At 70.5% G+C, this 22,013-nt stretch carries 19 protein-coding genes; 14 read left to right on the forward strand and 5 right to left on the reverse strand.

Annotated elements, in window-relative coordinates:
- The first annotated feature begins 136 nt into the window (after window positions 1-136).
- From EDD29_RS27225 to EDD29_RS27240, 4 genes are read left to right on the forward strand one after another with little or no spacing between them, the layout of a single operon-like run.
- A complete protein-coding gene (locus EDD29_RS27225; RefSeq protein WP_123667114.1) occupies window positions 137-1,264 on the forward strand; it encodes a CaiB/BaiF CoA transferase family protein in 1,128 nt (375 codons plus the stop codon).
- A gap of 48 nt (window positions 1,265-1,312) precedes the next feature.
- The gene (locus tag EDD29_RS27230) at window positions 1,313-2,086 is read left to right on the forward strand and encodes an enoyl-CoA hydratase/isomerase family protein (protein ID WP_123667115.1); all 774 of its coding nucleotides are present in this window, start codon (window positions 1,313-1,315) and stop codon (window positions 2,084-2,086) included.
- Window positions 2,087-2,134: 48 nt separating this feature from the next.
- Complete coding sequence (locus EDD29_RS27235) at window positions 2,135-2,893, forward strand: SDR family NAD(P)-dependent oxidoreductase (protein WP_123667116.1); 759 nt, start codon at window positions 2,135-2,137, stop codon at window positions 2,891-2,893.
- A 17-nt stretch (window positions 2,894-2,910) separates the two neighbouring features.
- On the forward strand, window positions 2,911-3,780 hold the full coding sequence (locus tag EDD29_RS27240; protein WP_123667117.1) for an acyl-CoA thioesterase: 870 nt from the start codon (window positions 2,911-2,913) through the stop codon (window positions 3,778-3,780).
- A 133-nt stretch (window positions 3,781-3,913) separates the two neighbouring features.
- Here EDD29_RS27240 and EDD29_RS27245 read toward each other — a convergent pair whose 3' ends face one another.
- Window positions 3,914-4,849 carry an MBL fold metallo-hydrolase gene (locus tag EDD29_RS27245; RefSeq protein WP_246053049.1) on the reverse strand — a complete coding sequence of 312 codons (936 nt, stop codon included), beginning with the start codon at window positions 4,847-4,849 and terminating at the stop codon, window positions 3,914-3,916.
- A gap of 650 nt (window positions 4,850-5,499) precedes the next feature.
- On the opposite strand from EDD29_RS27245, the gene EDD29_RS27250 reads away from it, so the two are divergent.
- Window positions 5,500-6,882, forward strand: coding sequence for a FadR/GntR family transcriptional regulator (locus tag EDD29_RS27250; protein WP_123667119.1), 1,383 nt, complete (start codon window positions 5,500-5,502; stop codon window positions 6,880-6,882).
- Window positions 6,883-6,906: 24 nt separating this feature from the next.
- Here the strand turns inward: EDD29_RS27250 and EDD29_RS47810 are convergent, their stop codons facing one another.
- A complete protein-coding gene (locus EDD29_RS47810; protein ID WP_281280950.1) occupies window positions 6,907-7,029 on the reverse strand; it encodes a hypothetical protein in 123 nt (40 codons plus the stop codon).
- Window positions 7,030-7,378: 349 nt separating this feature from the next.
- Here EDD29_RS47810 and EDD29_RS27255 point away from each other — a divergent pair, with 349 nt between their 5' ends.
- The 5 genes from EDD29_RS27255 to EDD29_RS27275 are packed head-to-tail and all read left to right on the forward strand — an operon-like array spanning window position 7,379 to window position 14,422.
- Entirely contained in the window at window positions 7,379-8,620 is a 1,242-nt protein-coding gene (locus EDD29_RS27255) for an ABC transporter substrate-binding protein (RefSeq protein WP_123667120.1), read from the forward strand.
- 43 nt (window positions 8,621-8,663) lie between these two features.
- A complete protein-coding gene (locus EDD29_RS27260; RefSeq protein WP_123667121.1) occupies window positions 8,664-11,414 on the forward strand; it encodes a branched-chain amino acid ABC transporter permease/ATP-binding protein in 2,751 nt (916 codons plus the stop codon).
- The gene (locus tag EDD29_RS27265; protein ID WP_123667122.1) at window positions 11,411-12,136 is read left to right on the forward strand and encodes an ABC transporter ATP-binding protein; all 726 of its coding nucleotides are present in this window, start codon (window positions 11,411-11,413) and stop codon (window positions 12,134-12,136) included. The genes EDD29_RS27260 and EDD29_RS27265 overlap by 4 nt, the downstream gene beginning before the upstream one ends.
- Window positions 12,133-13,581 (forward strand): aldehyde dehydrogenase family protein, encoded by a 1,449-nt coding sequence (locus EDD29_RS27270; protein ID WP_123667123.1) that lies wholly within the window; start codon window positions 12,133-12,135, stop codon window positions 13,579-13,581. The genes EDD29_RS27265 and EDD29_RS27270 overlap by 4 nt, the downstream gene beginning before the upstream one ends.
- 25 nt (window positions 13,582-13,606) lie before the next feature.
- Window positions 13,607-14,422: a mycofactocin-coupled SDR family oxidoreductase gene (locus EDD29_RS27275; RefSeq protein WP_123667124.1), complete on the forward strand. Its 816-nt coding sequence runs from the start codon at window positions 13,607-13,609 to the stop codon at window positions 14,420-14,422.
- A gap of 50 nt (window positions 14,423-14,472) precedes the next feature.
- Here the strand turns inward: EDD29_RS27275 and EDD29_RS27280 are convergent, their stop codons facing one another.
- Entirely contained in the window at window positions 14,473-15,240 is a 768-nt protein-coding gene (locus EDD29_RS27280; RefSeq protein WP_123667125.1) for an enoyl-CoA hydratase/isomerase family protein, read from the reverse strand.
- A 1-nt stretch (window position 15,241) separates the two neighbouring features.
- The gene (locus tag EDD29_RS27285; protein WP_123667126.1) at window positions 15,242-16,222 is read right to left on the reverse strand and encodes an LLM class flavin-dependent oxidoreductase; all 981 of its coding nucleotides are present in this window, start codon (window positions 16,220-16,222) and stop codon (window positions 15,242-15,244) included.
- Between the two features lie 75 nt (window positions 16,223-16,297).
- Between EDD29_RS27285 and EDD29_RS27290 the strand changes: the two genes are divergently transcribed.
- The 4 genes from EDD29_RS27290 to EDD29_RS27305 all read left to right on the forward strand — a co-directional run bounded on the left by EDD29_RS27290 (window position 16,298) and on the right by EDD29_RS27305 (window position 21,323).
- Window positions 16,298-17,533, forward strand: a complete 1,236-nt coding sequence (locus EDD29_RS27290; RefSeq protein WP_123667127.1) for an FAS1-like dehydratase domain-containing protein — start codon at window positions 16,298-16,300, stop codon at window positions 17,531-17,533.
- The gene (locus EDD29_RS27295) at window positions 17,530-18,615 is read left to right on the forward strand and encodes an NADH:flavin oxidoreductase (protein WP_211359931.1); all 1,086 of its coding nucleotides are present in this window, start codon (window positions 17,530-17,532) and stop codon (window positions 18,613-18,615) included. Before EDD29_RS27290 ends, EDD29_RS27295 begins: the two co-directional genes overlap by 4 nt.
- Window positions 18,608-19,654: a TIGR03617 family F420-dependent LLM class oxidoreductase gene (locus EDD29_RS27300; protein ID WP_211359932.1), complete on the forward strand. Its 1,047-nt coding sequence runs from the start codon at window positions 18,608-18,610 to the stop codon at window positions 19,652-19,654. The genes EDD29_RS27295 and EDD29_RS27300 overlap by 8 nt, the downstream gene beginning before the upstream one ends.
- 115 nt (window positions 19,655-19,769) lie before the next feature.
- A complete protein-coding gene (locus tag EDD29_RS27305) occupies window positions 19,770-21,323 on the forward strand; it encodes a class I adenylate-forming enzyme family protein (protein ID WP_123667129.1) in 1,554 nt (517 codons plus the stop codon).
- A gap of 87 nt (window positions 21,324-21,410) precedes the next feature.
- On the opposite strand, the gene EDD29_RS27310 is transcribed toward EDD29_RS27305, so the two are convergent.
- Complete coding sequence (locus EDD29_RS27310) at window positions 21,411-21,938, reverse strand: DoxX family protein (RefSeq protein WP_123667130.1); 528 nt, start codon at window positions 21,936-21,938, stop codon at window positions 21,411-21,413.
- Between the last annotated feature and the right edge of the window lie 75 nt (window positions 21,939-22,013).

Below are 22,013 nucleotides of genomic sequence, written 5' to 3' on the forward strand. Positions count from 1 at the left end.
CGGACCGGCCTCCCGCCTCGGCCCGACCTTGACCGGGGCTGTGGCCCATGGCGGCCTCGTACGGGCGACACGGCCGGCTTCCAGACCCCTGGATTCAGCACATGATTACTAGGTTCTCGATCTTGCGGAGGCTTGGATGAGCGAGGGACCCCTGTCCGGTGTCCGCGTCCTCGAACTCGAAGGCATAGGCCCTGCGCCGATGGCGGCGATGCTCCTCGCCGAGATGGGCGCCGACGTCGTGCGTGTGGACAGGCCGACGGAACCCGCGTTCCCCGACGTCCTCGACCGCGGCCGCCGATCGGTCGTGATCGACTTGAAGCACCCGGAAGGCGCCGAGGCCGTCCTTCGCCTCGCCGAGAAGGCCGACATCCTGATCGAGGGCTTCCGGCCCGGCGTCGCCGAGCGGCTCGGAATCGGGCCTGAGGCCGCCCTCGCGCGCAACCCCGCGCTGGTCTACGGGCGGATGACCGGCTGGGGCCAGACCGGCCCGCGAGCTCGCACCGCCGGGCACGACCTCAACTACATCGCCCTGACCGGCGTGCTCGCGGCCATCGGCCCCGCCGAAGGACCGCCGTCCATCCCGCTGAACCTCGTCGGAGACTTCGGCGGCGGGTCCCTCTACCTCGTCGTCGGTATCCTGGCCGCGATGCACGCCGCCCGCGCCACGGGCCGGGGCCAGGTCATCGACGCGGCGATCGTCGACGGCGCCACCCACCTCGCCGCGATGATCTGGGCGGAACGGCAGTCCAACGGATGGACCGACCGCAGGGCCGACAACCTCCTCGACGGCGGCACTCCCTTCTACTCGATCTACGAGACCGCCGACGGCGGCTGGTTCACGGTGGGCGCCCTCGAATCCCAGTTCTATGCCGAGCTGGTCCGTCTCCTCGACCTCCCAGAATGGGCCGACGCTCAGTGGGACCGCGACCGCTGGGCGCAGATGCGCGCCGCCTTCGCGACCCGTTTCGCCACCCGCACCCGCGCCGAGTGGACGGAGCGCTTCGAGCACAGCGACGCCTGCGCGGCCCCGGTCCTCACCTGGGGTGAGGCGCCCTCGGACCCGCATCTCCGCTCCCGGGCCGCGCACACGGCTGTCGACGGTTTTCCCGTCCCCTCCCCCGCTCCCCGCTTCTCGGAGACGCCCTCCTCCCCAGCCCGGCATCTGGGGCCGCGCGGAGCCCATTCGTCCGCCGTGCTCACCGAGTGGGGTGTCGCCGACGCGGCGGAACTGCTCGCTTCGGGCACCGTCCGGCAAGCTCACTGACGTAAGACCAGGCGACACCCGCACGTCGCCGCGAGAAACGGAGATCCGATGGACCTCACCACCCTGATCTACGAGGTGTCCGACCACGTCGCCACCATCACGATCAACCGCCCCGACGCGCTGAACAGCTTCAACGACACGATGTGCGACGAGTTCTCGGCGGTCTGGAAGACCGTCCGGGAGGACGACGACGTGCACGTCGTCGTCCTCCGGGCGGCGGGAGACCGGGCGTTCTCCACCGGGGTCGATGTCCGGCAGGGCATCTTCCAGCATCCGAACCTGTGGAGCCAGGACGACCCGGGCGAGAAGCTGTCCCCGAAGCTCAACCGGGTCTGGAAGCCCGTGGTCGCCTGCGTGCAGGGGATGGCCGCCGGCGGCGCGTTCTACTGGCTGAACGAGTCCGACATCATCATCTGCACCGAGGACGCCACGTTCTTCGACCCGCACGTCACCTACGGGATGACCGCCGCGCTGGAGCCGATCGGCCTCTCCCGCCGCATCCCGCTCAGCGACGTCCTGCGCATGACCCTGCTCGGGCTCGATGAGCGCATGTCGGCCGCCCGCGCGCTCCAGGTGGGTCTGGTCACCGAGATCGTCGACCAGGAGCGGCTCTGGACCCGGGGCGACGAGATCGCCCGTGCCATCGCCGCCAAGCCTCCGGCGGCCATCCAGGGGAGCGTCCGCGCAATCTGGGAGTCCCTGGACACCGGACGCACCCAGGCCCTGCGCACCGGTCTGTCCTACACCCAGATCGGCAACCCCATCGGCATGGCGCAGGTCGACCGGGCCACGGCCACCAAGCCGGACTGGACGCTGCGCTGACCCACCCCCGGGCCCTGAACATAGTGAACTAAGTACTATGATTAGGTCATGGACATCAAGAACAAGAAGGTCGCGGTCTTCGGTGGCGCGTCCGGCATGGGACGTGCCACCGCCGAGCTCTTCGCAGCACAGGGCGCTACGGTCACCATCCTCGACCGCCCCTCCTCGGACGGAGCGACGGTCGCCAAGGAGATCGGGGCGACGTTCCACCCCGTCGACATCACCGACTTTGAGGGCACTGAAAGCATCTTCGCGGCCGCCGTCGCGGAACTCGGCGGCCTGCACGTCGTGGTCACCACGGCGGGCGGCGGGACCGTCGAGCGCACCCTGGGGCGCAAGGGCCCGCACAGCCTCGACGCCTTCCGGCAGACCCTCGACCTGAACGTCGTCGCGAGCTTCAACATCGCCCGGCTCGCCGCGTCCCACATGAGCGGCAACGAGCCCGAGGACGACGAGCGCGGCGTCATCATCATGACGTCGTCGATCGCCGCTTTCGAGGGCCAGATCGGGCAGGTCGCCTACACCGCCGCCAAGGCCGGCATCGCGGGCATGGCGCTGACGATGGCCCGCGACCTCGGCTCGCTCGGCATCCGGGTCCTGGCCATCGCCCCCAGCCTCTTCGCGACGGGCGCCACCGCCGCCATCCCGGACGAGGCCACCAAGGCCCTGGTCAAGGACGCGGCCTTCCCGCACCGCATGGGCCGCCCGGAGGAGTACGCCAAGCTCGCCCTCGCGGTCGTCGACAACGCCATGCTCAACGGCCAGTGCCTCCGCCTGGACGCCGGGCAGCGCTTCGCCCCCCGGTGACGACCACGGCACCGGGCATGACCGAGATCCTGGGACTGGAACGCCTTGAGGAGTTCCTGTTCCGCGGCCGGGGCACGCCCACCGAGTCGGCCTGGATGTTCGGCGGGGAGGTCGTGGCCCAGGCGCTGATGGCGGCCGGCCGCACCGTACCCCCCGACCGTCCGGTCCACTCGGTGCACGCGAACTTCCTGCGGCCCGGCGACCCGTCCGAGCCCGTCCTCTACCGGGTGGAGGCGACCCGGGACGGGGCCGGCTTCAGCACCCGGCGCTCGATCGGCCTCCAGCACGGCAAGCAGATCTTCCAGCTCACCGCGTCGTTCCACGTCCCGGAGCCCGGATACCGGCACGAGCCCGCGGTGGCGCCGCGTCCCGGCCCGGAGACCCTGGTCTCCTCCGAGGAGACCCTGGCCCTGGCCGACGCCGAGACCCGCAAGTGGTTCGACCGGATGCACCGGGAGATGCCGCTCGAAGTGCGGTTCGCCACGGGCCCCGGCCGGACCGCGACGGAGGGCGGCCATCCTCCCGTGCACCGGTTCTGGTTCCGCTCCGCGCACCCGCTGCCGGACGATCCGCTGCTGCACACGTGTGTGCTGGCCTATGCCTCCGACCTGCTCCTCCTGGCGTCCGCGCTGCCCCCGCACCGGCCGACCATCGACGACCGGATCATGTTCGCCAGCCTCGACCACACGCTGTGGCTGCACGGGCCGGTCCGGGCCGACGACTGGCTGTTCTACGACCAGGAGGGCCTGTGGGCGGGCGGCGGCCGGGCGCTGTGCCGGGGCGCGATGTCGGACGGCTCCGGCAGGCTCGTCGCGAATGTCGCGCAGGAAGGACTGATCCGCGTCCCTGAGCACACCCCAGGCACCTCGGAATCGAGGAGAGGCTAGTACCTCGCTCCGCATCCGCGGGCCGGGGACGAAGGCTTCGTCCCCGGCCGTTCGGTTTCGGCATTGGCACGGATAGCAGGCCGCCCCACGACGGGACGGCCTGATGGCACCCATACGAAGCGGTGGGGCCGCGCTACCCGAGGCCCGGTCTCGACCACCGTTCCGTCGCACCTCCGTGCTCGACGACCAGCCCGCGGCGGGCGAGGAGCTTCAGGCAGGCCATCGCCTCCGACAGGGCGACACTCAGCGCGAAGCCACGCAGGTCGGCGAGCGGCCGGCTGCGGCGCAGGTCGCCGGCGGCCACCTCCCAGGCGGTCACGGACTCGGTTCCGACGGCCGCCAACGCGCGCGCGATCCGGTCCTCGTGGAACTCCTTGATCTCGGCCACCCTGCCCGGCAGGCCCGTGAACCTGTGCTCGTGCGCGGCGAGGATCTCCTCGGCCGGCAGGTCCCGCACCTTGTCGAGGGAGTCGAGGCAGTCGCCGAGCGGATCGTGCTCCGGCGTGGAGGGCTCCGGCAGCCCTGCCACGATCCGCGGCAGGACGTGGTCGCCGGAGAAGAGGAGGCGTTGGCCTTCCTCCCAGAAGCACAGGTGGCCCGGTGAGTGGCCGGGCGTCCAGATCGTCCGCAGCCGTCGTCCGGGCACAGGCGCCCATGCGCCGTCGCGCAGCTCGACGTCCGGCATCGGGAGGTCGAGAGGGGCGCGTCCCAGGTTGTCCACGGCTCCCGCAATCGCGTCCTCGGGTGCCCCCGCCCTGCGCATGAGCCGTTCCACCCGGCCCGCAGGATCGCTCGCGAAGTGCCTGAGCACGGGCACATCGGCGGGATGCAGCCCGACCCAGGCGCCCGAGAGCGCGCGCACCCGCCCCGCGATGCCGAAGTGGTCGAGGTGGGCATGGGTCGCGAGCACGCCCTGGACCTCGCCCACCGCAGTCCCGATCTCCGCGAGGCCCGCCTCCAGCGCCACCAGCGCCTCAGGCGTATCCCACCCCGCATCGACGAGATACGGCCCCCGGTCACTCTCCAGCACGTACACCAGCACATACCCGGGCGCACCGGGCAGCGGCACCGGAACGCTCCACACCCCCGGCCGGACCTTCTCCGCCGAGGGCCTCTCCCGTGGCCGCCCACCTACGGTGCCGCCAGCCGCGCGCGGGGACGGCGTCGCATCCAGCCGCGACCCGCTTTCGATTCCCCGATCCTGAATGAGCCCCACTGCGCCACTCCTCGCCGTCTGCCCTAAGGTGTCTAACATAGTTTACTATGTTAGACACCTTAGGGTTCTGCGCCAGCCAGGTAGTGGTGGTGGCGTGCCTCGCAACCCGACTGCGGCTGGAGCGCCGCCCGACTGGCCGCCTGGCCAACAGCCCGCCAACGGCCCGAAGATCGCCGCCATCGACGCCGCGCGAGCTGCCGGACGCGTGTGCGAGGACGACCCCGCCGACCTGATGGGCCTGATCATCGCCATGGCGTGGACGTGGTCGCCCGCCAGTGCCTTCTACGCCGCGAAGGCCGACGATCCCGCTGCCCGACCACGACCACCGCCGCGCCCTGCTGCACGACTGCGTCGTGCGCTGTCGCGCCATGACCGGCCCTTCGCACCGCGAGCCACGCGAACGATTAGGGACACGGATAAGAAGGATCACAGCGGCAGGCGGGCAGGTGACCGGACTCTCCCCACTAAACTGAGGGCACTCAACCCCCGGAAGGGAGCAGATCATGGCGGCGGTGGGCATGCGTCCCGAGACGCTCGCGGCCCGGCTCGCCCGCCTGATCGAGAACGAGGTCATCGCCCTGGGCTGGCCCGTCGGGCGCAACCTGGGCGCCGAACCCCACCTCCAGGACCGGTTCGGGGTGAGCCGGTCCGTGCTGCGCGAGGCCGTGCGACTGGTGGAGCACCACCAAGTCGCGGCGATGCGCAGAGGACCGGGAGGCGGCCTCTTCGTCACGGCCCCCGAGACCAGCGCGCCCACCCGGGCCGCGCTCATCTACCTGGGACACGTGGGCACCACGATCGAGCAGGTGGTGCACACCCGTCTGCTGCTGGAGCCGCACGCGGCCGCTCTCGCCGCGGCACGGCTCACCGAGGACGGGGTAACGCGACTCCGCGCTGCGGCCCACGACGACAACACCGCCGAGCGGTGGTCGGATCCGATTCACACGCTGCTCGGCGAGCTGTCCGGGAATCCCGCACTCCGGCTGTTCATCGACATCCTCATCCGGCTCAACTCCAGGTACACCGTGCCGAGCGGACCTGTGGCCGAGGCTGCCATCGAAACGGCGCGGCTGGACCACGGCCAGATCGTCGACGCGGTGATCGCGGGCGACTCCAGCCTCGCGGAGATTCATCTGACCGCCCACCTGGCCAAGGTAGAGGAGTGGCTCGGCCGTACCGAGGCCGTCTGGCCCATGGAGATCGAACCTCCGCCCGAGGGCAAGCGCGCGGAGGTGCTCGCCGACCAGATGGGCCGCGAGATCTCCGACGGTGCTCTGCCCGCCGGAACCGTCCTGGGGTCCGAGGCCGGCCTGCTGGAGCGCTACGGCGCCAGCCGTGCGGTGTTCCGCGAGGCGGTCCGGCTGCTGGAGTACCATTCGGTCGCCCGGACGCGCAGAGGCCCCGGCGGCGGACTCGTCGTCGCCGAACCAGACCCCGGGGCGACCGTGGAGACCATGGCGCTGTACCTCGACTACCAGGGCGTCACCGGTGAGGACCTGCGGGTGGTGCGGGACGCGATCGAACTCGGCGCGCTCCGGCTGGTCATGGCCCGACGCACCGACCCCGAGGTGGCCGGCCGGCTGCGCGCCGCGATCGCGCGTACGTCCGAGCCTGCGGCCGACGGCCGGAGCCCCGCCGACCTTTTCCACACCGAACTCACCGAACTCGCGGGCAACCCCGTCCTGACGCTCTTCCAGCGCATCCTCACTGAACTGTGGATCCGGCACAGCGCCGGGCAAATCCCCGCCCTCCCCGCCCAGGAGACCGCGGCCCAGGTCGCGCACATCCACGAACGCGTCCTCAGCGCGCTCCTCGACGGCGACGAGATCCTGGCCCGCCACCGCATGCGCCGCCACCTCGAAGCCCTCACCACCTGGTGGCATTAGTTCCTGTTCGGCGGCTTTCGCCGATCAGTTGTAGGAGATCTTGTCGGCGCAGCCGACCACCCAGACGTCGGCGTTGCGCTGCTGGCCGCCCGAAGATGCCGTCGACCAGCAGGCCGTGGTGCTGCTTGAAGTGATCGACGCAATCACGGGTGCAGGTAATCGTCAGATGGCCCGAAGACCCCATCCGTGGCGCTGGGGAGGAGTTGCTCCGGTAGCCGGCGCTCCAGAGGTTCAGCCCCCTTCGAAGGCACGTGCTGGCTGTCGCGGCCAATCTCGCCGAAAGGACGTCCGATGTCAACAACTGGCTGAACTGCACGAAGTCGAGCATCGACTTGTTCATGTGCGGCCGATACCGCGCCGATCACTGACCGCGGACCCCTCAGAACCGGCCCTCGGCACCCGCCCGTTCATTGACACAGCGGCGATGGAGCGTCTAATTTCACCTCAGCCAGTGAACCTAGTGTTCTAAGTCACATACGTGAAGGGTGCCACCCCCATGCAGCACACCAGCTCCCTGCGCCGCTTCACCACCGGGGCCGTCGTCGCGGCCGTCCTTCTGGGCGCGACCGCCTGTGCCGAGGACGCCGCGAACGACGTCGCCACCGACAACGCCGCCCTCTCCGAGGCGCCCGACGGGACCTTCGCCGGACGGAAGGCCGAAGGAACGCCGGTCAAGATCGGCATCATCAACGCCGAAGACGGGCCGGCGATCTCCCAGCCCGAAGGCCGGATCGCGGCGGAGGCCGCGATCGCCTACGCGAACGAGCACCTGGGCGGCATCAGCGGCCGTCCGATCGAGGCCGTCATCTGCAAGAGCAAGGAGGACGCGACCTCGGCCGCCGGCTGCGCGAACCAGATGGTCGAGGCCGGTGTCGCCGGAGTCGTCGTCCTCAACAGCGGCCAGGGCGACGCGATGGCGCCCATCATCACCAAAGCCGGAATCTCCTACACCGGATACAACGGCGCTGCGGGCTCGGAGTTGACGGGCGACCCGGCGTTCTTCTGGACCGGCGGCTTCCCCGGCATCCTCACCGGCATGGCCGGCTACGCCGCCAAGAACGGCTACAAGTCCTTCACCCTCTTCGTCACCGACAACACCGCGGTCGTCGCGGGAGCCAAAGCCATGGGTGAGCCCGCCTTCAAGGCCGCTGGCGTCGACATCGCCGTCACGCCGATCCCGCTGGGCACTCCGGACGCCACCTCCCAGGTGGCGGCCGGGCTCAAGGGTGAGCCCGGAGCCGTCGGCGTCGTCGGCGACGCCACCATGTGCACCTCGACCCTCAAGGGCCTCGGCACGGTCGGCTACCAGGGCGACAAGCTGCTGATCACGCCCTGCCTCGACTCGTCCACCGTCGAGGCGGCGGGCGACGTCATGGACGGCGCCAAGCTCATGACCTCGACCGACGCCAGCGGCGACCACGCCGAGTCCAGGCTCTACCGCGCGGTCATGGCGAAGTACGCGCCCGGGCAGAAGACCGAAGGAGCGGCGCAGTCGGGCTTCCAGTCCATGTTCGGCTTCATCAGGGCGGTCGCCGGTCTGAAGGGCGAGCCCACCAAGGACGCCATCGCCGCGGCGCTCCGCACGGCGAAGGACGTGCCGGTCCCCCTCGCGCACGGCGCCACGATGACCTGCGACGGCAAGGCGATCCCCGGCCTGCCTGCCCCTTGCGCGAACTTCGTCCTCGTCGGCGACCTCGACGCCAAGGGCACGCCGTCGAACGTCGACCTGCTCGGCTGAGCCCGATGCCCTGCGCACCTTCGAAGAGAAAGCGCCCATCTCTTTGACCGAACACCTGGCCTTCCTGATCCTCGGTCTCGGCAGCGGCGCGGTCTACGCCGCGCTCGGCATGGCCCTCGTCGTCACCTACCGCAGCTCCGGCGTCGTCAACTTCGCCACCGGCGCGGTCGCCCTCTACGTCGCCTACACCTTCGCCTTCCTGCGCAAGGGCGAACTGCTCCTGCCCGTCCCCGGGCTCAAGCAGAGCTTGAGCCTGGGGGCGCCGCAGACCCTCCTGTTCTCCCTCGTCGTCTCCCTGGCTGTCGCGGCCATGCTGGGTCTGCTCCTTTACGGGCTGGTGTTCCGGCCGCTCCGCGCCGCCTCGCCCGTCGCCAAGGCGGTGGCCTCCATCGGCGTCATGCTGCTGGTGCAGGCGCTGCTCGCCCAGCGCGTCGGGACGAACCCGGTCTCCGTGCAGGAGATCCTGCCGGGATCGGTCTACACCTGGGGCGACGTCCGGGTGCCCGCCGACCGGCTCTGGTTCGCGGGCATCGTGATCGCGCTCGGCGTCGCCCTGACGCTCTCGGTCCGGTTCACGCGGTTCGGCCTGGCGACCCGGGCGGTCGCGGAGTCCGAGCGGGGCGCACTGGTCTCGGGCCTGTCCCCAGACCGGATCGCGGCGATGAACTGGGCAATGTCCTCGGTCGTCGCCGGACTGTCCGGCATTCTCATCGCGCCCATCGTCCCGCTGATCCCGCTGTCCTACACGCTCTTCATCGTCCCCGCCCTGGCGGCGGCGCTGGCAGGCGGCTTCACCCGGCTCGGCCCGGCGATCCTCGCCGGGCTGGCCATCGGCATGCTCCAGTCCGAGGCGACCTACCTTCAGGCCACCTGGGACTGGTTCCCCTCCGCGGGCACCGCCGAGCTGATCCCCCTGCTCGTCATCCTCATACTGCTCGTCCTGCGCGGTGACCGGCTTCCCCGGCGCGGCTCGCTCCTCCCGCCCTCGCTCGGCCGGGCACCGCGGCCACGCGGAGTGCTGCTGCCCCTTGCCGCGCTCGTACCCGCGGTCGTCCTGCTCATGGCGACCGATGGCTCGGTGCGCGCCGCGGTGATCACGAGCTTCGTCTTCGGCGTCCTCGGCCTGTCCCAGGTCGTCGTCACCGGTTACGCGGGCCAGGTCTCGCTGGCCCAGCTCGCCGTCGCCGGGGTGGCGGCGTTCTCCCTGACCCGGCTCACCACCGATGCCGGGCTGCCCTTCCCCGTCGCCCCGATCCTCGCGGCGCTGATCGCCACCGCCATCGGTGTCCTGGTCGGACTGCCCGCGCTGCGCCTGCGCGGCCTGCCGGTCGCCGTCGTCACTCTCGCGATGGCGGTGACCGTGGAGGCCGCCTGGTTCCGCAACGCCGACTTCAACGGGGGCCTGACCGGAGCGCCGATAGAACCCCCGTCACTTTTCGGGATGGAGCTCGGCATCGGCGCGGGCGAGGGCTATCCCCGCATCGCCTTCGGACTGCTCTGCCTCGCGGTGCTGACCCTGGTCGCGCTCGGGACGGCGCGGCTGCGCACCAGCAGGCTCGGGGCATCGATGCTGGCGGTGCGGGCCAACGAGCGTTCGGCCGCGGCTGCGGGCATCGACGTGCGCCGCGTCAAGGTCGCGGCGTTCGCCATCGGCTCCTTCATCGCGGCGATCGGCGGCACGCTGATCGGCTACCAGCAGAACGTGGCGTCAGCCTCCTCGTTCACCGCGCTGGGCGGCATCGGCCTGTTCGCGATGGTGTACCTGGCCGGCGTCTCCTCGGTGGCGGGCGGGATCACGGCGGGCCTCATCGCGTCGGGGGGCATCGTGTTCCTCGCCCTCGACCGCTGGATCGGATTCGGCACCTACTTCGGGATCGTGATGGGCCTGCTGCTGGTCGTCACCGTGATCCGCAATCCCGAGGGCATCGTCGGCCCCCTCCACGACCTCGCCGCGAGGTTCCGGCAGCGGCCTTCCCCCGGACCCGCGGCGGAAGCGCAGGCCCTTGACCTCCAGACGGTGGAGCCCCCCGGCAACGCGGTGCTCACCGTCGGCTCCGTGGGGGTGCGGTACGGCGGGGTGGTCGCGCTGGAGGACGTGTCGTTCGAGGTCCGCGAAGGCGAGATCCTCGGGCTGATCGGCCCCAACGGCGCGGGCAAGACGACCCTGGTCGACGCCCTGTCCGGCTACGCCCGCTGCACCGGCTCGGTGTCGCTCGACGGCCGCGGGCTCGACGGGCTCCCCCCGCACCGGCGCAGCAGGGGCGGCCTGGGCCGCACCTTCCAGGGCATCGAGCTGTACGACGACCTCACCGTGCGGGAGAACGTCCTGGTCGGCACGGTCGCCGCAGTCTCCCGGGCCGGCGCCGGGAGGGCGCCGGAGCCCGACCTCGACCGGCTCTTCGGCACGCTGGAACTGACCGACGTGGCCGACCGCCCGGTCGCCGAACTCTCCCAGGGCCGCCGCCAGCTCGTCTCGGTCGCCCGCGCCCTCGCCGGGAGGCCGAAGGTCGTCCTGCTCGACGAACCAGCGGCCGGACTGGACTCGGCCGAGAGCCGATGGCTCGGGGAACGGCTCCGGGCAGCCCGGTCCGGCGGCGTCACCGTGGTGATGGTCGAGCACGACATGGGCCTCGTCCTCGACGTCTGCGACCGCGTCGTCGTACTCGACCTCGGCCGGGTCATCGCGGTCGGCACCCCCGAGGAGATCAAGGCCGACCCGGCCGTCGTCGCGGCCTACCTCGGCGGCGCCCACCCACCGGAGCCCGCTGCCCAGACCGAGGAGGTCCCCTCATGACCGCCGCCCGGCTGGAGGTGACCGGCCTGACCGCCGGGTACTCCCGCGCCCCCGTCATCCGGGGGATCGACCTGCGCCTCGGCGCAGGCGAGGTGCTGGCCCTGCTCGGCCCCAACGGGGCGGGCAAGAGCACGACGCTGCTCGCCCTCTCCGGTCTGCTCCGGCACGGGGAAGGCACCGTGCGCGTTGACGGGGCCGATCTGCCCTCCGGCAAGCCCAGGCAGGCCGCCCGGCAGGGCCTGGTCCTCGTGCCCGACGACCGATCGCTGTTCACCACGCTCACCGTCGCCGAGAACCTCCGCCTCGCAGCGGTCCGGCGCGGCAGGGTCGCCGACGTACTCGACCTCTTCCCTCGGCTTCGAGAGCGGCTCAAGGTCAACGCGGGAGCCCTGTCCGGCGGCGAGCAGCAGATGCTCGCCCTGGGCCGCGCGCTGGTCCAGGACCCCAAGGTGCTGCTCATCGACGAGCTGTCCATGGGGCTCGCACCGGTGATCGTCCAGGGCCTGCTGCCGGTGATCCGCCGGGTCGCCGACGAGACCGGCACCTCCGTCGTCCTGGTCGAGCAGCACGTCTCACTCGCGCTGCAGACCGCCGACACCGCCGTCGTCCTCGCGCACGGCGAGCAGGTCCTCAGCGGCGCGGCTGCTGACCTGATCGCGGACCCCGAAAACCTCGAAGCGGCCTATCTCGGCGCGCCGGCCACCCCAGAAAGGGCATCATGACCGACCGCACCCCTCCCGCCGTTCACCTGCACATCGGCGGTGAGCGACTCGGCACCGGCGCAGGAGGCTTCCACGACCACATCGACCCTGCGACCGGCGCTGCCAATGCCCGCGTCCCGCTTGCCGGCGAGAAGGACGTCGAGAGCGCCGTCCAAGCCGCGCACGCGGCCTACGACGGCTGGCGGCGCGCCTCCCCCGCGCAGCGCCGCACCCACCTGCTGCGCCTGGCGGACCTCATCGACGGTCACTCCGCGGAGTTCGCCCGGCTCGGCGCCCTCGACAACGGCACATCCGTCACCGGCGGTGCGGCATTCCCGCCCCTGGCCTCGGAGTGGACCCGCTATTACGCGGGGTGGGCCGACAAGATGATCGGCGACGTCACCGGGAATCCCCTGCAGGACGGTGAGCTCGGGTACACCCTGGCCGAGCCGTACGGGGTCATCGCCGTCATCATCACCTGGAACGGGCCGCTGATCTCGCTGGCCATGAAGGTGCCCCCGGCGGTGGCCGCCGGGAACACGGTCGTGGTGAAGCCGAGCGAGCTGACGCCGTTCAGCGGCGAGCTGTTCATGGACCTCGTCGAGCGGGCGGGGTTCCCGCCCGGCGTCATCAACCTAATTCCCGGCGACGCCGCGGCGGGGCGGCACCTGGTCACGCACGAACTGGTCAAGAAGGTCAGCTTCACCGGCGGCCCGGCGACCGCGACGAAGATCCTTGAGGCGTGCGCGCCCACGATGAAGCCAGTCGTCCTGGAACTGGGCGGCAAGTCGGCCAACATCATCTTGGAGGACGCCGACCTGGAGGCCGCCTGCTTCCACGGCACGTTCATGTCCGTCGGCGCGCTGACCGGCCAGGGTTGCGCGTTGCCGACGCGGATGCTCGTCCACACGTCCGTCTACGACCAGGTGGTCGAGGGTGTGCGGAACCTCGCGGGCGCGATCACGACCGGTGATCCGCTGGATCCCGGGACAGTTAACGGGCCGGTGGTCAACGAGGCGGCGGTCTCGCGGATCATGGGCATGATCGAGCGCGCCCAGGCCGACGGGGCGACGCTCGTGACCGGGGGCCGCAGGCTCGACCGGCCCGGATACTTCATCGAGCCGACCGTCTTCGCAGCCGTCGACCCCCGGTCCGAACTGGCGCAGAACGAGGTCTTCGGCCCCGTCCTCGCGATCACGCGCTTCCAGACCGACGAGGAAGCAATCGAGATCGCCAACGCGACGCGCTACGGGCTCTCGGCGTACATCCAGACCCGGGACCTCAAGCGGGCCACCCGCATCGCCGCGGAACTGGAGACCGGCGAGGTCCTCGTCAACGGGGCCATGAACCTCGCCGCGCACCGGCCCTTCGGCGGGATCGGCATCAGCGGCGTCGGCAAGGAGGGCGGACGGGCCGGATTCGAGGAGTTCCTCCGCCTGAAGTCCATCGCCATCGGCCTGAACTGACCTTTCGGCATCCGGGAGAAGAACCATGAGCCCACTCGAAGGCCGCGTCGCCTTCATCACCGGGGCCGCCCGCGGCCAGGGCCGCGCCCACGCCGTCCGGCTGGCCCGCGAAGGCGCCGACATCATCGGCATCGACATCTGCGCGGACATCGAGACCTTCAACTACCCGTGCGCCTCACCGGAGGACCTGGAGGAGACCCGCCTCCTCGTCGAGCGCGAGGGCCGCACGATGATCGCCCGCAAGGCCGACGTCCGCGACGCAGAGGGCCTGCGCGCCGCGTTCGAGGACGGGTACGCCCGGTTCGGGAGGGTCGACATCGTGCTGGCCAACGCAGGCATGATCCGCTTCGGCGACAGCCGCGACCCCGTCCGGGAATGGCAGGACACCATCGACGTCCTGCTGACCGGCGCGTTCAATACCGTCCAGGCCTCCATCGGCCGAATGCGCGAGGGTGGCCGCGGCGGCTCGATCGTCCTCGTCAGCTCCAGCGCCGGCCTCAAGGGCACCGCGTCCGACGAGCCCAGCGCTCAGGCCTACACCGCCGCCAAACGCGGCCTCGTCGGCTACATGCAGGTCCTCGCCAACCAGTACGCCCCGGAATCCATCCGGGTCAACACGGTCCACCCGACCGGAGTCCTCTCCGGCATGACCATGAACCCGGCCATGGCGAAGATGGCCGCCGCGGCGGGCAGCAACGTCTCCCAGATGCAGAACGCCCTGCCGATCCAGATCCTCCAGCCCGAGGACATAGCCAACGCCGTCGCCTTCCTCGTCTCCGACGAGGCCCACTACATCACCGGCACCCAATGGGCCCTTGACGCGGGCTTCTCCGTCCGCTGAGACAGTCGGGCGCCGGGGCCACAGATCCGGCGCCCGACCTCACCGATCTTCTACTCGAACATGGGCGGGCGCTTTTCGAGGAACGCCGTGACGCCCTCTCGTCCGTCGGGGGTAGCGGCGTTGAGGCGGATCGCCAGGGCCTCTCGGCGCATCACGCTCTCGGGGTCGGGTTCTACTGCGGCGCGCAGGAGGCGCTTGGTGGACGCCAGTGCACCGACGGGACCGCGCAGCAGCTGGGCCACCAGTTCTTCAGATGTCTTGGCGAGGTCCGCGTCCGGCACGACACGCGCGATGAGCCCGGCGGCATGGGCTTCCTGCGCCGTCAGGGTGTCGTTGAGGAGAGCGACGCGGAGCATGCGGTGGAGGCCGAGTGTGTGCGTCAGCATGCTGGCGCCGCCGTCGATGTTCAGGCCGACCTTGGTGTAGCCGAGGCTGAACCGGGCGGATTCGGCCGCGACGACGATGTCGGCCGCCGCGGCCAGGGGGAAGCCGGCGCCTGCGACATGGCCTTGAACGACGGACACCACGATCGCCTCGGCACGGACCAGCTCGCTGACCACGCGGTGCAGGGCGTCGGCGAGATCATCGATGTAATCGGCCACGTCTGCGCTGCGCGCGAACGCGCCGAGATCACCGCCCACGGAGAAGAACCGGCCCTGCGCCGCAAGGACGATGACTCGGGCGCCGTCGCGGCGGGCGCTCCGCACCGCGTCGAACAGCTCTCCCACCGACTCCCGGTGGACCGGGTTGCCGTGCTCGGGGTCGGCGAGCGTGATGCGGGCGCAGCCGTCGGAGAAGACGCATTCGACGTGGCTCACCTCAGCCCTCCAGGAGGGCGAGGCTGTTGCGGGCGTAGGTCGCGCGGCGGCGGTCGCTGGTGAGGAAGGACGGGGCGGCGAGGTAGGTCAGGTCGCGGGCCAGTGAGCCTTCGGCCTGGCGCTTGGCGAGCTGGGCGCGGGCCTCGGCGGTGGTGCCGCAGACGGTGATCTCCGCGAGCATCTCGTCGGTGACGGCGGCGGCCATGCCGTCGATGTCGCCCTTGCGGAAGGCGTCGCGCTGGCGCTCGACCTCCTCGGTCCAGCCGTGGTGCTCGACGTAGGGGTCGTAGGTCTTCACCGTCAGGTAGAAGCCGACCATGCGGCGGGCGTCGCGGATGGCGCGCTCGGGGGCCTCGTCGTCGACGGCGGTGATCAGCCAGCCGTGCTCGGTGAAGCCTTCGGGGGCGTTCGCGGTGGCGGGGCGCACGATATCCCTCCACCAACGATCGGTGAAGAGGCCGTGGCCGATCAAGCCGTCAGCATGGCCGGCGGCCGCGGCGGCCATGCCCTTGTTGAAGGCTGCGAAGAGGACCGGGACGTCCAGTCGGCCTAGAACTGGGGCCTGGACCCGGGCGCTCACCCGGTAGTAGGGGCCCTCGTACTCGACCTTGGCGCCGTTCTCGGCGTGCAGCCAGGCGCGGACGGCCCCGGCGAGGTCACGCATGCGGGCGACGGGTTTGTCTGCCTCGACGCCGAACCAGTCCCGGTTGATGGAGTAGGCGCCGGAACCCAGGCCGAGGAAGAGCCGTCCGGGCGCCTTCTTGTGCAGGGTCCGTATCGCGCTCGCATGGGCGTAGGGCGTCCGGGAGAAGGCGTAGGCGATCCCCGTGCCAACCTTGGCCGTCCGGGTGTTGGCGACCATGTCGGCCAGCACCTCGTAGGCGTCGTTGTCGACGAAGTCTCCGGTGCAGAAGGCGGTGATGCCCGCGTCTTCGGCTTCCCGGGCGACCTCAGCGCCGGGCCAGGGTAGTCCGAACTCCATCGCTCTCCTCCAACCTAGTTTACTTAGTGAGTGAACTATAACATAATCCCCCTGACACCCACTGAGGAGGCACAGGTGAGCACGGAAGAGCAGTTCGGCGTCCTGACCGACGCAGCGTTCGAGCGGTCCCGCAAGCGGATCGGCATTCCCGAGCGCCCACTGAGCCCGCACAACCTTGAGGTGACCCCGGACGGCACCCGGCACTTCGCCTACGGCTACGGGGACTCCAACCCGCTGTGGTGCGATCCGGAGTACGGCAAGAAGACGCGCTGGGGCGGGCTGATCGCACCGCCGAACTTCATGTACACGATGGGCGAGAACGCCTCCCCGCCGGTGACCCCGGAGCAGAAGGCGCTGCTCAAGGGCGACCCGTTCGCTGGACTGGGGTCCTACCAGGCCGTCATGGAGTTCCAGTGGTTCCGGCCGCTGGTCCTCGGTGACCGCTGCGACGTCGTCCGGGCCCAGGTCGGTGTCCAGGAGAAGGCCTCGAAGTTCGGTGGTCGCACGGCGCACGTGACCAACGACTTCCTGTTCGCCAACGGCCGCGGCGAGATCCACTGCGTCCAGAGCGGCACTTGGATCAACGCCGAGCGGCACACCTCGGCCGCGAACGCCAAGAAGGCCGACCCGATCGACCTGACCAGCCCCTACACCGACGAGCAGCTCGCCGAGATCGACGCCGCCTACGACGCCGAGACCCGACGCGGCGCCGAGACCCGGTACTGGGAGGACGTCCAGGTCGGCGACGAGATCCAGCCGCGAGTCAAGGGCCCGCTCACGGTGACCGACGTCGTCACCTGGCACATCGGCTGGGGCATGCAGCTCACCGCCCCCGGCGCCTTCGGGATCGCCCGCGGCGTCCGGCGCAAGGTCCCCGGCCTGTACCCGGCCAACCCGCGGAACATCCCCGACACCGTCCAGCGCCTGCACTGGGAGCCCGAGCGGGCCCGCGAGCTCGGCATCCCGATGAGCTACGACTACGGCGCGATGCGCGAAACCTGGCTCACCCACGCCCTCACCGACTGGATGGGCGATGACGCCTGGCTGTGGAAGCTGTCCTGCCAGCACCGCAAGTTCAACTACATCGGCGACACCATTTGGGTAACCGGAAAGGTCGTCGACAAGACCGTCGTCGACGGCCGCCACGAGGTCCACCTGGAACTGGCCTGCACCAACCAGCGCGGCCAGGTCGCCACCCCCGGCACCGCCGTCGTCCTCCTGCCGACGCGCGACGCCGCCGTGACGTTGCCGACCCCTCCGGCCGACAACCTGACCGACCTGCTCGCGTACGAGATCGAGCGCTTCTCGTGACTGTCGGCGTGAAGGCCGGGCTCTCCTCTCCCCTGGCGTTCGCGCACGGACCGGAATGGGCGAACCGGTTCGCGGTGGCTCCGCTCACCACGATGCAGAGCCACCGCGACGGAACGCTCTCAGAGGACGAGTACACGTGGCTCGTCCGGCGGGCCGAGGGCGGGTTCGGAATGGTCATGACGTGCTCCGCGCACGTGTCTCGGGCGGGTCAGGCCTTCCCGGGCCAGCTCGCCGCTTGGGACGACCGGTTCCTGCCCGGTCTGGCCAGGCTGGCCGCCGGGATCGCCGAGGCGGGAAGTGTGTCCTCGCTTCAGATCCACCACGCCGGACGACGGGCGGACTCCCGGCTTTCCGGAGTGCCGGTGATCGCGCCCTGGGACGATCCCACCAAGGACGCTCGTGCCCTGACGACGGCTGAGGTGGAGCAGGTCGTCGCGGATTACGTGGCGGCGGCCGTCCGGGCCGAGCAGGCCGGCTTCCACGGCGTGGAGGTGCACGGCGCCCACGGCTACCTGGTCTGCCAGTTCCTCAGCCCCCGCAATACCCGCGCCGACCGCTACGGCGGCCCGCTGGAGAACCGGAAGAGGATGCTGCTGGAGATCCTTCGCGGCATCCGGGAGTCGACCGGCTCGGACTTCCAGCTAGGCCTTCGCCTCACACCCGAGCGCAACGGCATCCCCTTGGTGGAAGCCCGCACCGTGGCCGCCGACGTCTTGGACTCCGGTCTCCTCGACTACCTCGACATGTCCCTGTGGGACGCGTTCAAGGAGACCTACGAGGAAGAACACCGCGGCAGGCTCCTCATCGAACACTTCACCGACCTGCCACGAGGCGGCACACGGCTCGGCGTCGCGGGGAAGATCGGCTCGGCTTCGGATGCCGCCTGGTGCCTGGACAAGGGCGCCGACTTCGTTCTGATCGGCGCGGGCGCGATCCTGCACCACGACTTTCCCATGGCGGCGCTCGCCGATCCGGAGTTCCGCCTGGTCCAGCCGAAGCCGCGCGAACACTTCGTCGCCGAGTCCGTCGGTCCGGTGTTCCTCAACTACCTCTCCGAGAACTGGGATGACTACGTTGCCTGATACCTCCCCCAGGATCGCGCTGCCGATCATGGGTCCGGGCCAGCGGCTCGCCGACACCGTGACCCTCGCCCGTGCCGCGGAGGAGGCGGGACTCGACGGTATCTCCGCCCCGGAGCTCAGCAGTGACCCGCTGCTGCACCTGACCGTCGCCGCAGGCGTGACGGAGCGGGTGGAGCTGATGACGAACATCCTCGTCGCCTTCGCCCGTACCCCGATGACCCTGGCCACGCAGGCGAGGGCGTTGCAGGACTACAGCGGAGGCCGAGTGATCCTCGGCCTCGGCAGCCAGATCAAGGCCCACATCGAGCGTCGGTATTCGATGCCGTGGTCGTCGCCCGCAGCGCGCATGCGCGAGTTCGTCACCGCGCTGCGCGCGATCTGGAAGGCCTGGGAGACGGGCGACAAGCTCGACTTCCGCGGCGAGTTCTACACGCACACGCTGATGACGCCGATGTTCACGCCGCCGTCGGAGTGCCCTCCTCCCCCGGTGTTCGTGGCCGCCGTCGGCACGAAGATGTGCGAGACCGCGGGCGCCGTGGCCGACGGGCTCCTCGTCCACGGCTTCAGCACCGAGCGCTATCTACGGGAGGTCACCGTCCCGGCGATCGCACGCGGCGCGGGTGGCACGGTCCCCGTCGGCTTCGAGATCGTCGATCTCTCCTTCATGGTCACCGGAAGGACGGATGAAGAGTGGGCGGCCTCGGCCAAAGTGGTCCGCGAGCAGTTGGCGTTCTACGCCTCCACTCCGGCCTACCTTCCCGTCCTTGCCCTGCACGGCTGGGAGGACCTCGGCGAGGAGCTGCACCACATGTCCCTCGGGCGTGACCCGGACCGATGGGTGCGCATGGGCGAGCGGCTCCCCGACGAGGTGCTGGAGACCTTCGCCGTCGTCGGGACGCCCGACGAGGTACCCAAGAAGCTCGTCGCCAGAGGGGCCGGAATCGTCGGCCGTTACTCGGTCAACGCCCTCGGGATCTCCGACCCCGACCTCGTCCTGCACCTCGCCCACGGCATCCAGGAAGCCGTCAGGACGGCCTGACCTGACGTCCCGAAGCTTCTCCTCGGCGGGTCCGCGGCCGTGCGGCCGCGGACCCGCCACCTCTTCCTTCGTGCTCATCGGCAACCGCTCCACCACCCCGGGAAGGACCGCTCTCATGGACTCGGTTTCGACGACACTCGCCGGAAGGCTGCTCGCGGCGGCCGCCGCGGACTCCGGCTCCCCTCTGGTGTTCGACACTCCTGAAGGCATCGTGCCGGGCACTGTCGGGCAGACGCTCGCCGCCGCGTCCCGGGTGGCCGCAGGGCTGCGCGAGCGCGGCATAGGACCGGGCGACACCGTCGCCGTCCAGCTGCCCAACCGCCCTGAGGCCGCCGTCGCCTATGCCGCGGTCCTCCTCACCGGCGCCACGCTGCTGCCCGTCGTGCACATCTACGGGCTGCGCGAGATCGCCTTCGTCCTGCGCCAGTCCGGGGCCCGTGCCCTCGTCCTGCCGGACCGGTGGCGGGCCCTGGAGTACAGCTCACGGATCCCCGCGCTTCGGGAAGCCGCCCCTACCCTGGACCTGATCGCGATGGTCGGCGAGCCCGCTGAGGGAACACTGCCTTGGGCGGAACTCGAGTCGGACGCGGTCCTGGAGCCTGCGTCCGTCTCCTCCGCCGACATCGCGCTGCTCTGCTACACCTCGGGGACCACGGCCGATCCCAAGGGCGCTCGCCACACCCACGCCGCCGTACTCGCGGAGATAGACGGCCAGCGGGGCTTCCTCGGCTTCGGAGCAAACACGGTGCAGCTCGCCTCGTTCCCCGTCGGCCATGTGGCCGGTCTGTGCGGTCTTCTCCGGACTCTGCTGCACGCGATGCCCACCGTCGTACTCGACGGCTGGGACCCTGCCCGAGCGCTTGATCTCATCCCCGAGTACCGCGTCACCTACACCTCCGGCACCCCGATCCACCTCGCCACTCTGCTGGACGCCCTGGAAACGGGCGCGCCCCTCGGAACGCTCCGCGAGTACCTGGTGGGGGCCGCCACGGTGCCCGCCGAACTCGTCGCCCGTGCCGACCGGCTCGGCATCAACGCCTTCCGCTCCTACGGCTCGACCGAGCACCCCACGATCTCCTCCGGCCGCCACGACGACCCTCTGGACAAGCGCCAGTTCACCGACGGCCGCCCGACCCCCGGCACCGAGGTCCGCATCGTCGACGAGGCCGGCACCGATGTCCCGACCGCTACCGATGGAGAGGTCGTCTGCCGCGGCCCCGAGCAGTTCGTCGGCTACCTCGACGACTCCTTGGACGAGGACACCTGGCTCCCCGAAGGCTGGCTCCGCACCGGTGACATCGGCCATCTCGACGCCGACGGCTACCTCACCATCACCGACCGGGCCAAAGACATCATCATCCGCGCCGGAGAGACCATCTCCTCCCGCGAGGTCGAGGACGTCCTCCTCTCCTGCCCCGGCGTCGCCGACGCCGCAGCCGTCGCCATCCCCGACCCCTACTACGGTGAGAAGGTCGCGGCCGTCATCGTCGCCCGCCCTGGAGCGGCACCCACCCTGGAGACCATTCGCGCCCACTTCGCTGCCTCCGGCCTGGCCCGCCAAAAGACACCCGAGCGCATCGAGCTCCGCACGGAGCTTCCGCGTACTCCCCTCGGCAAGGTCAAGAAGGCCGAGCTCCGCGCAGAGCTCCGCGCTTCGCTTTCACTCTGACGGCCTTGGCGCCCCTGTCCGCTGCCCAGCTTCGGAACCGACATGGGAACGGCCCCACCTCTCCGTTGCGAGGTGGGGCCTTCACTTTCAGTCCCGCGCTTCCGATTCGGCGATCATTGCGGGCCGCCAGAAGACAGCGAGCAGCGCCACCGCCCCGGCCCCTCCCGCTCCCGCTGAGAGGACGAGCCCTGCCCAGCCGTGCAGGTCGTCGTCGAGTCCGAGGAGACCGTCCACCGAGACCGCGCCGCCGCCCAGAGCCCCCGTGGCGCAGGCCGCCAAAATGATCATCAGTACGTATTCGTAGCCCTGGCCGGGGCGGAAGACAAAGAAGCCGTTGCGCAGATGGGCGGTGACCAGGGCGACCATCATGGTGCCGACCGCACCCGCGGCGGCCAGCGGGGTCAGGACGCCGAGCAGAAGCAGAGCGCCAGCCCCCAGTTCGGTCGCGGTCGCCATAAGAGCGTGGAGCCGTCCCGGCCGCAGCCCGATCGAGGCGAACCAACCGGCGGTGCCTGCTAGCCCACCACCACCGAAAGCGTGGTTCCAGCCGTGCGCGACGAGGACGACGCCGAGCGCGATCCGGAGGATGAACGAAGCCAGGTCGACACTCGTCATGACACGCTGCCTTTCCGATAGAAGACCCACAAAGATTACTAGGTAATCTATGCTAGAGGTGCGTCGGGGCGGTAC

Origin of the sequence: Actinocorallia herbida, assembly GCF_003751225.1 — a bacterium.
Lineage (GTDB): Bacteria > Actinomycetota > Actinomycetes > Streptosporangiales > Streptosporangiaceae > Actinocorallia > Actinocorallia herbida.

Coding starts and splice junctions, on each gene's coding strand:
- EDD29_RS27270 (WP_123667123.1), top strand. CDS start 12,133: ATGACCGACCGCACCCCTCCCGCCGTTCACCTGCACATCGGCGGTGAG.
- EDD29_RS27235 (WP_123667116.1), top strand. CDS start 2,135: ATGGACATCAAGAACAAGAAGGTCGCGGTCTTCGGTGGCGCGTCCGGC.
- EDD29_RS27255 (WP_123667120.1), top strand. CDS start 7,379: ATGCAGCACACCAGCTCCCTGCGCCGCTTCACCACCGGGGCCGTCGTC.
- EDD29_RS27275 (WP_123667124.1), top strand. CDS start 13,607: ATGAGCCCACTCGAAGGCCGCGTCGCCTTCATCACCGGGGCCGCCCGC.
- EDD29_RS27240 (WP_123667117.1), top strand. CDS start 2,911: ATGACCGAGATCCTGGGACTGGAACGCCTTGAGGAGTTCCTGTTCCGC.
- EDD29_RS27310 (WP_123667130.1), bottom strand. CDS start 21,938: ATGACGAGTGTCGACCTGGCTTCGTTCATCCTCCGGATCGCGCTCGGC.
- EDD29_RS27250 (WP_123667119.1), top strand. CDS start 5,500: ATGGCGGCGGTGGGCATGCGTCCCGAGACGCTCGCGGCCCGGCTCGCC.
- EDD29_RS27230 (WP_123667115.1), top strand. CDS start 1,313: ATGGACCTCACCACCCTGATCTACGAGGTGTCCGACCACGTCGCCACC.
- EDD29_RS27285 (WP_123667126.1), bottom strand. CDS start 16,222: ATGGAGTTCGGACTACCCTGGCCCGGCGCTGAGGTCGCCCGGGAAGCC.
- EDD29_RS27305 (WP_123667129.1), top strand. CDS start 19,770: ATGGACTCGGTTTCGACGACACTCGCCGGAAGGCTGCTCGCGGCGGCC.
- EDD29_RS27225 (WP_123667114.1), top strand. CDS start 137: ATGAGCGAGGGACCCCTGTCCGGTGTCCGCGTCCTCGAACTCGAAGGC.
- EDD29_RS27265 (WP_123667122.1), top strand. CDS start 11,411: ATGACCGCCGCCCGGCTGGAGGTGACCGGCCTGACCGCCGGGTACTCC.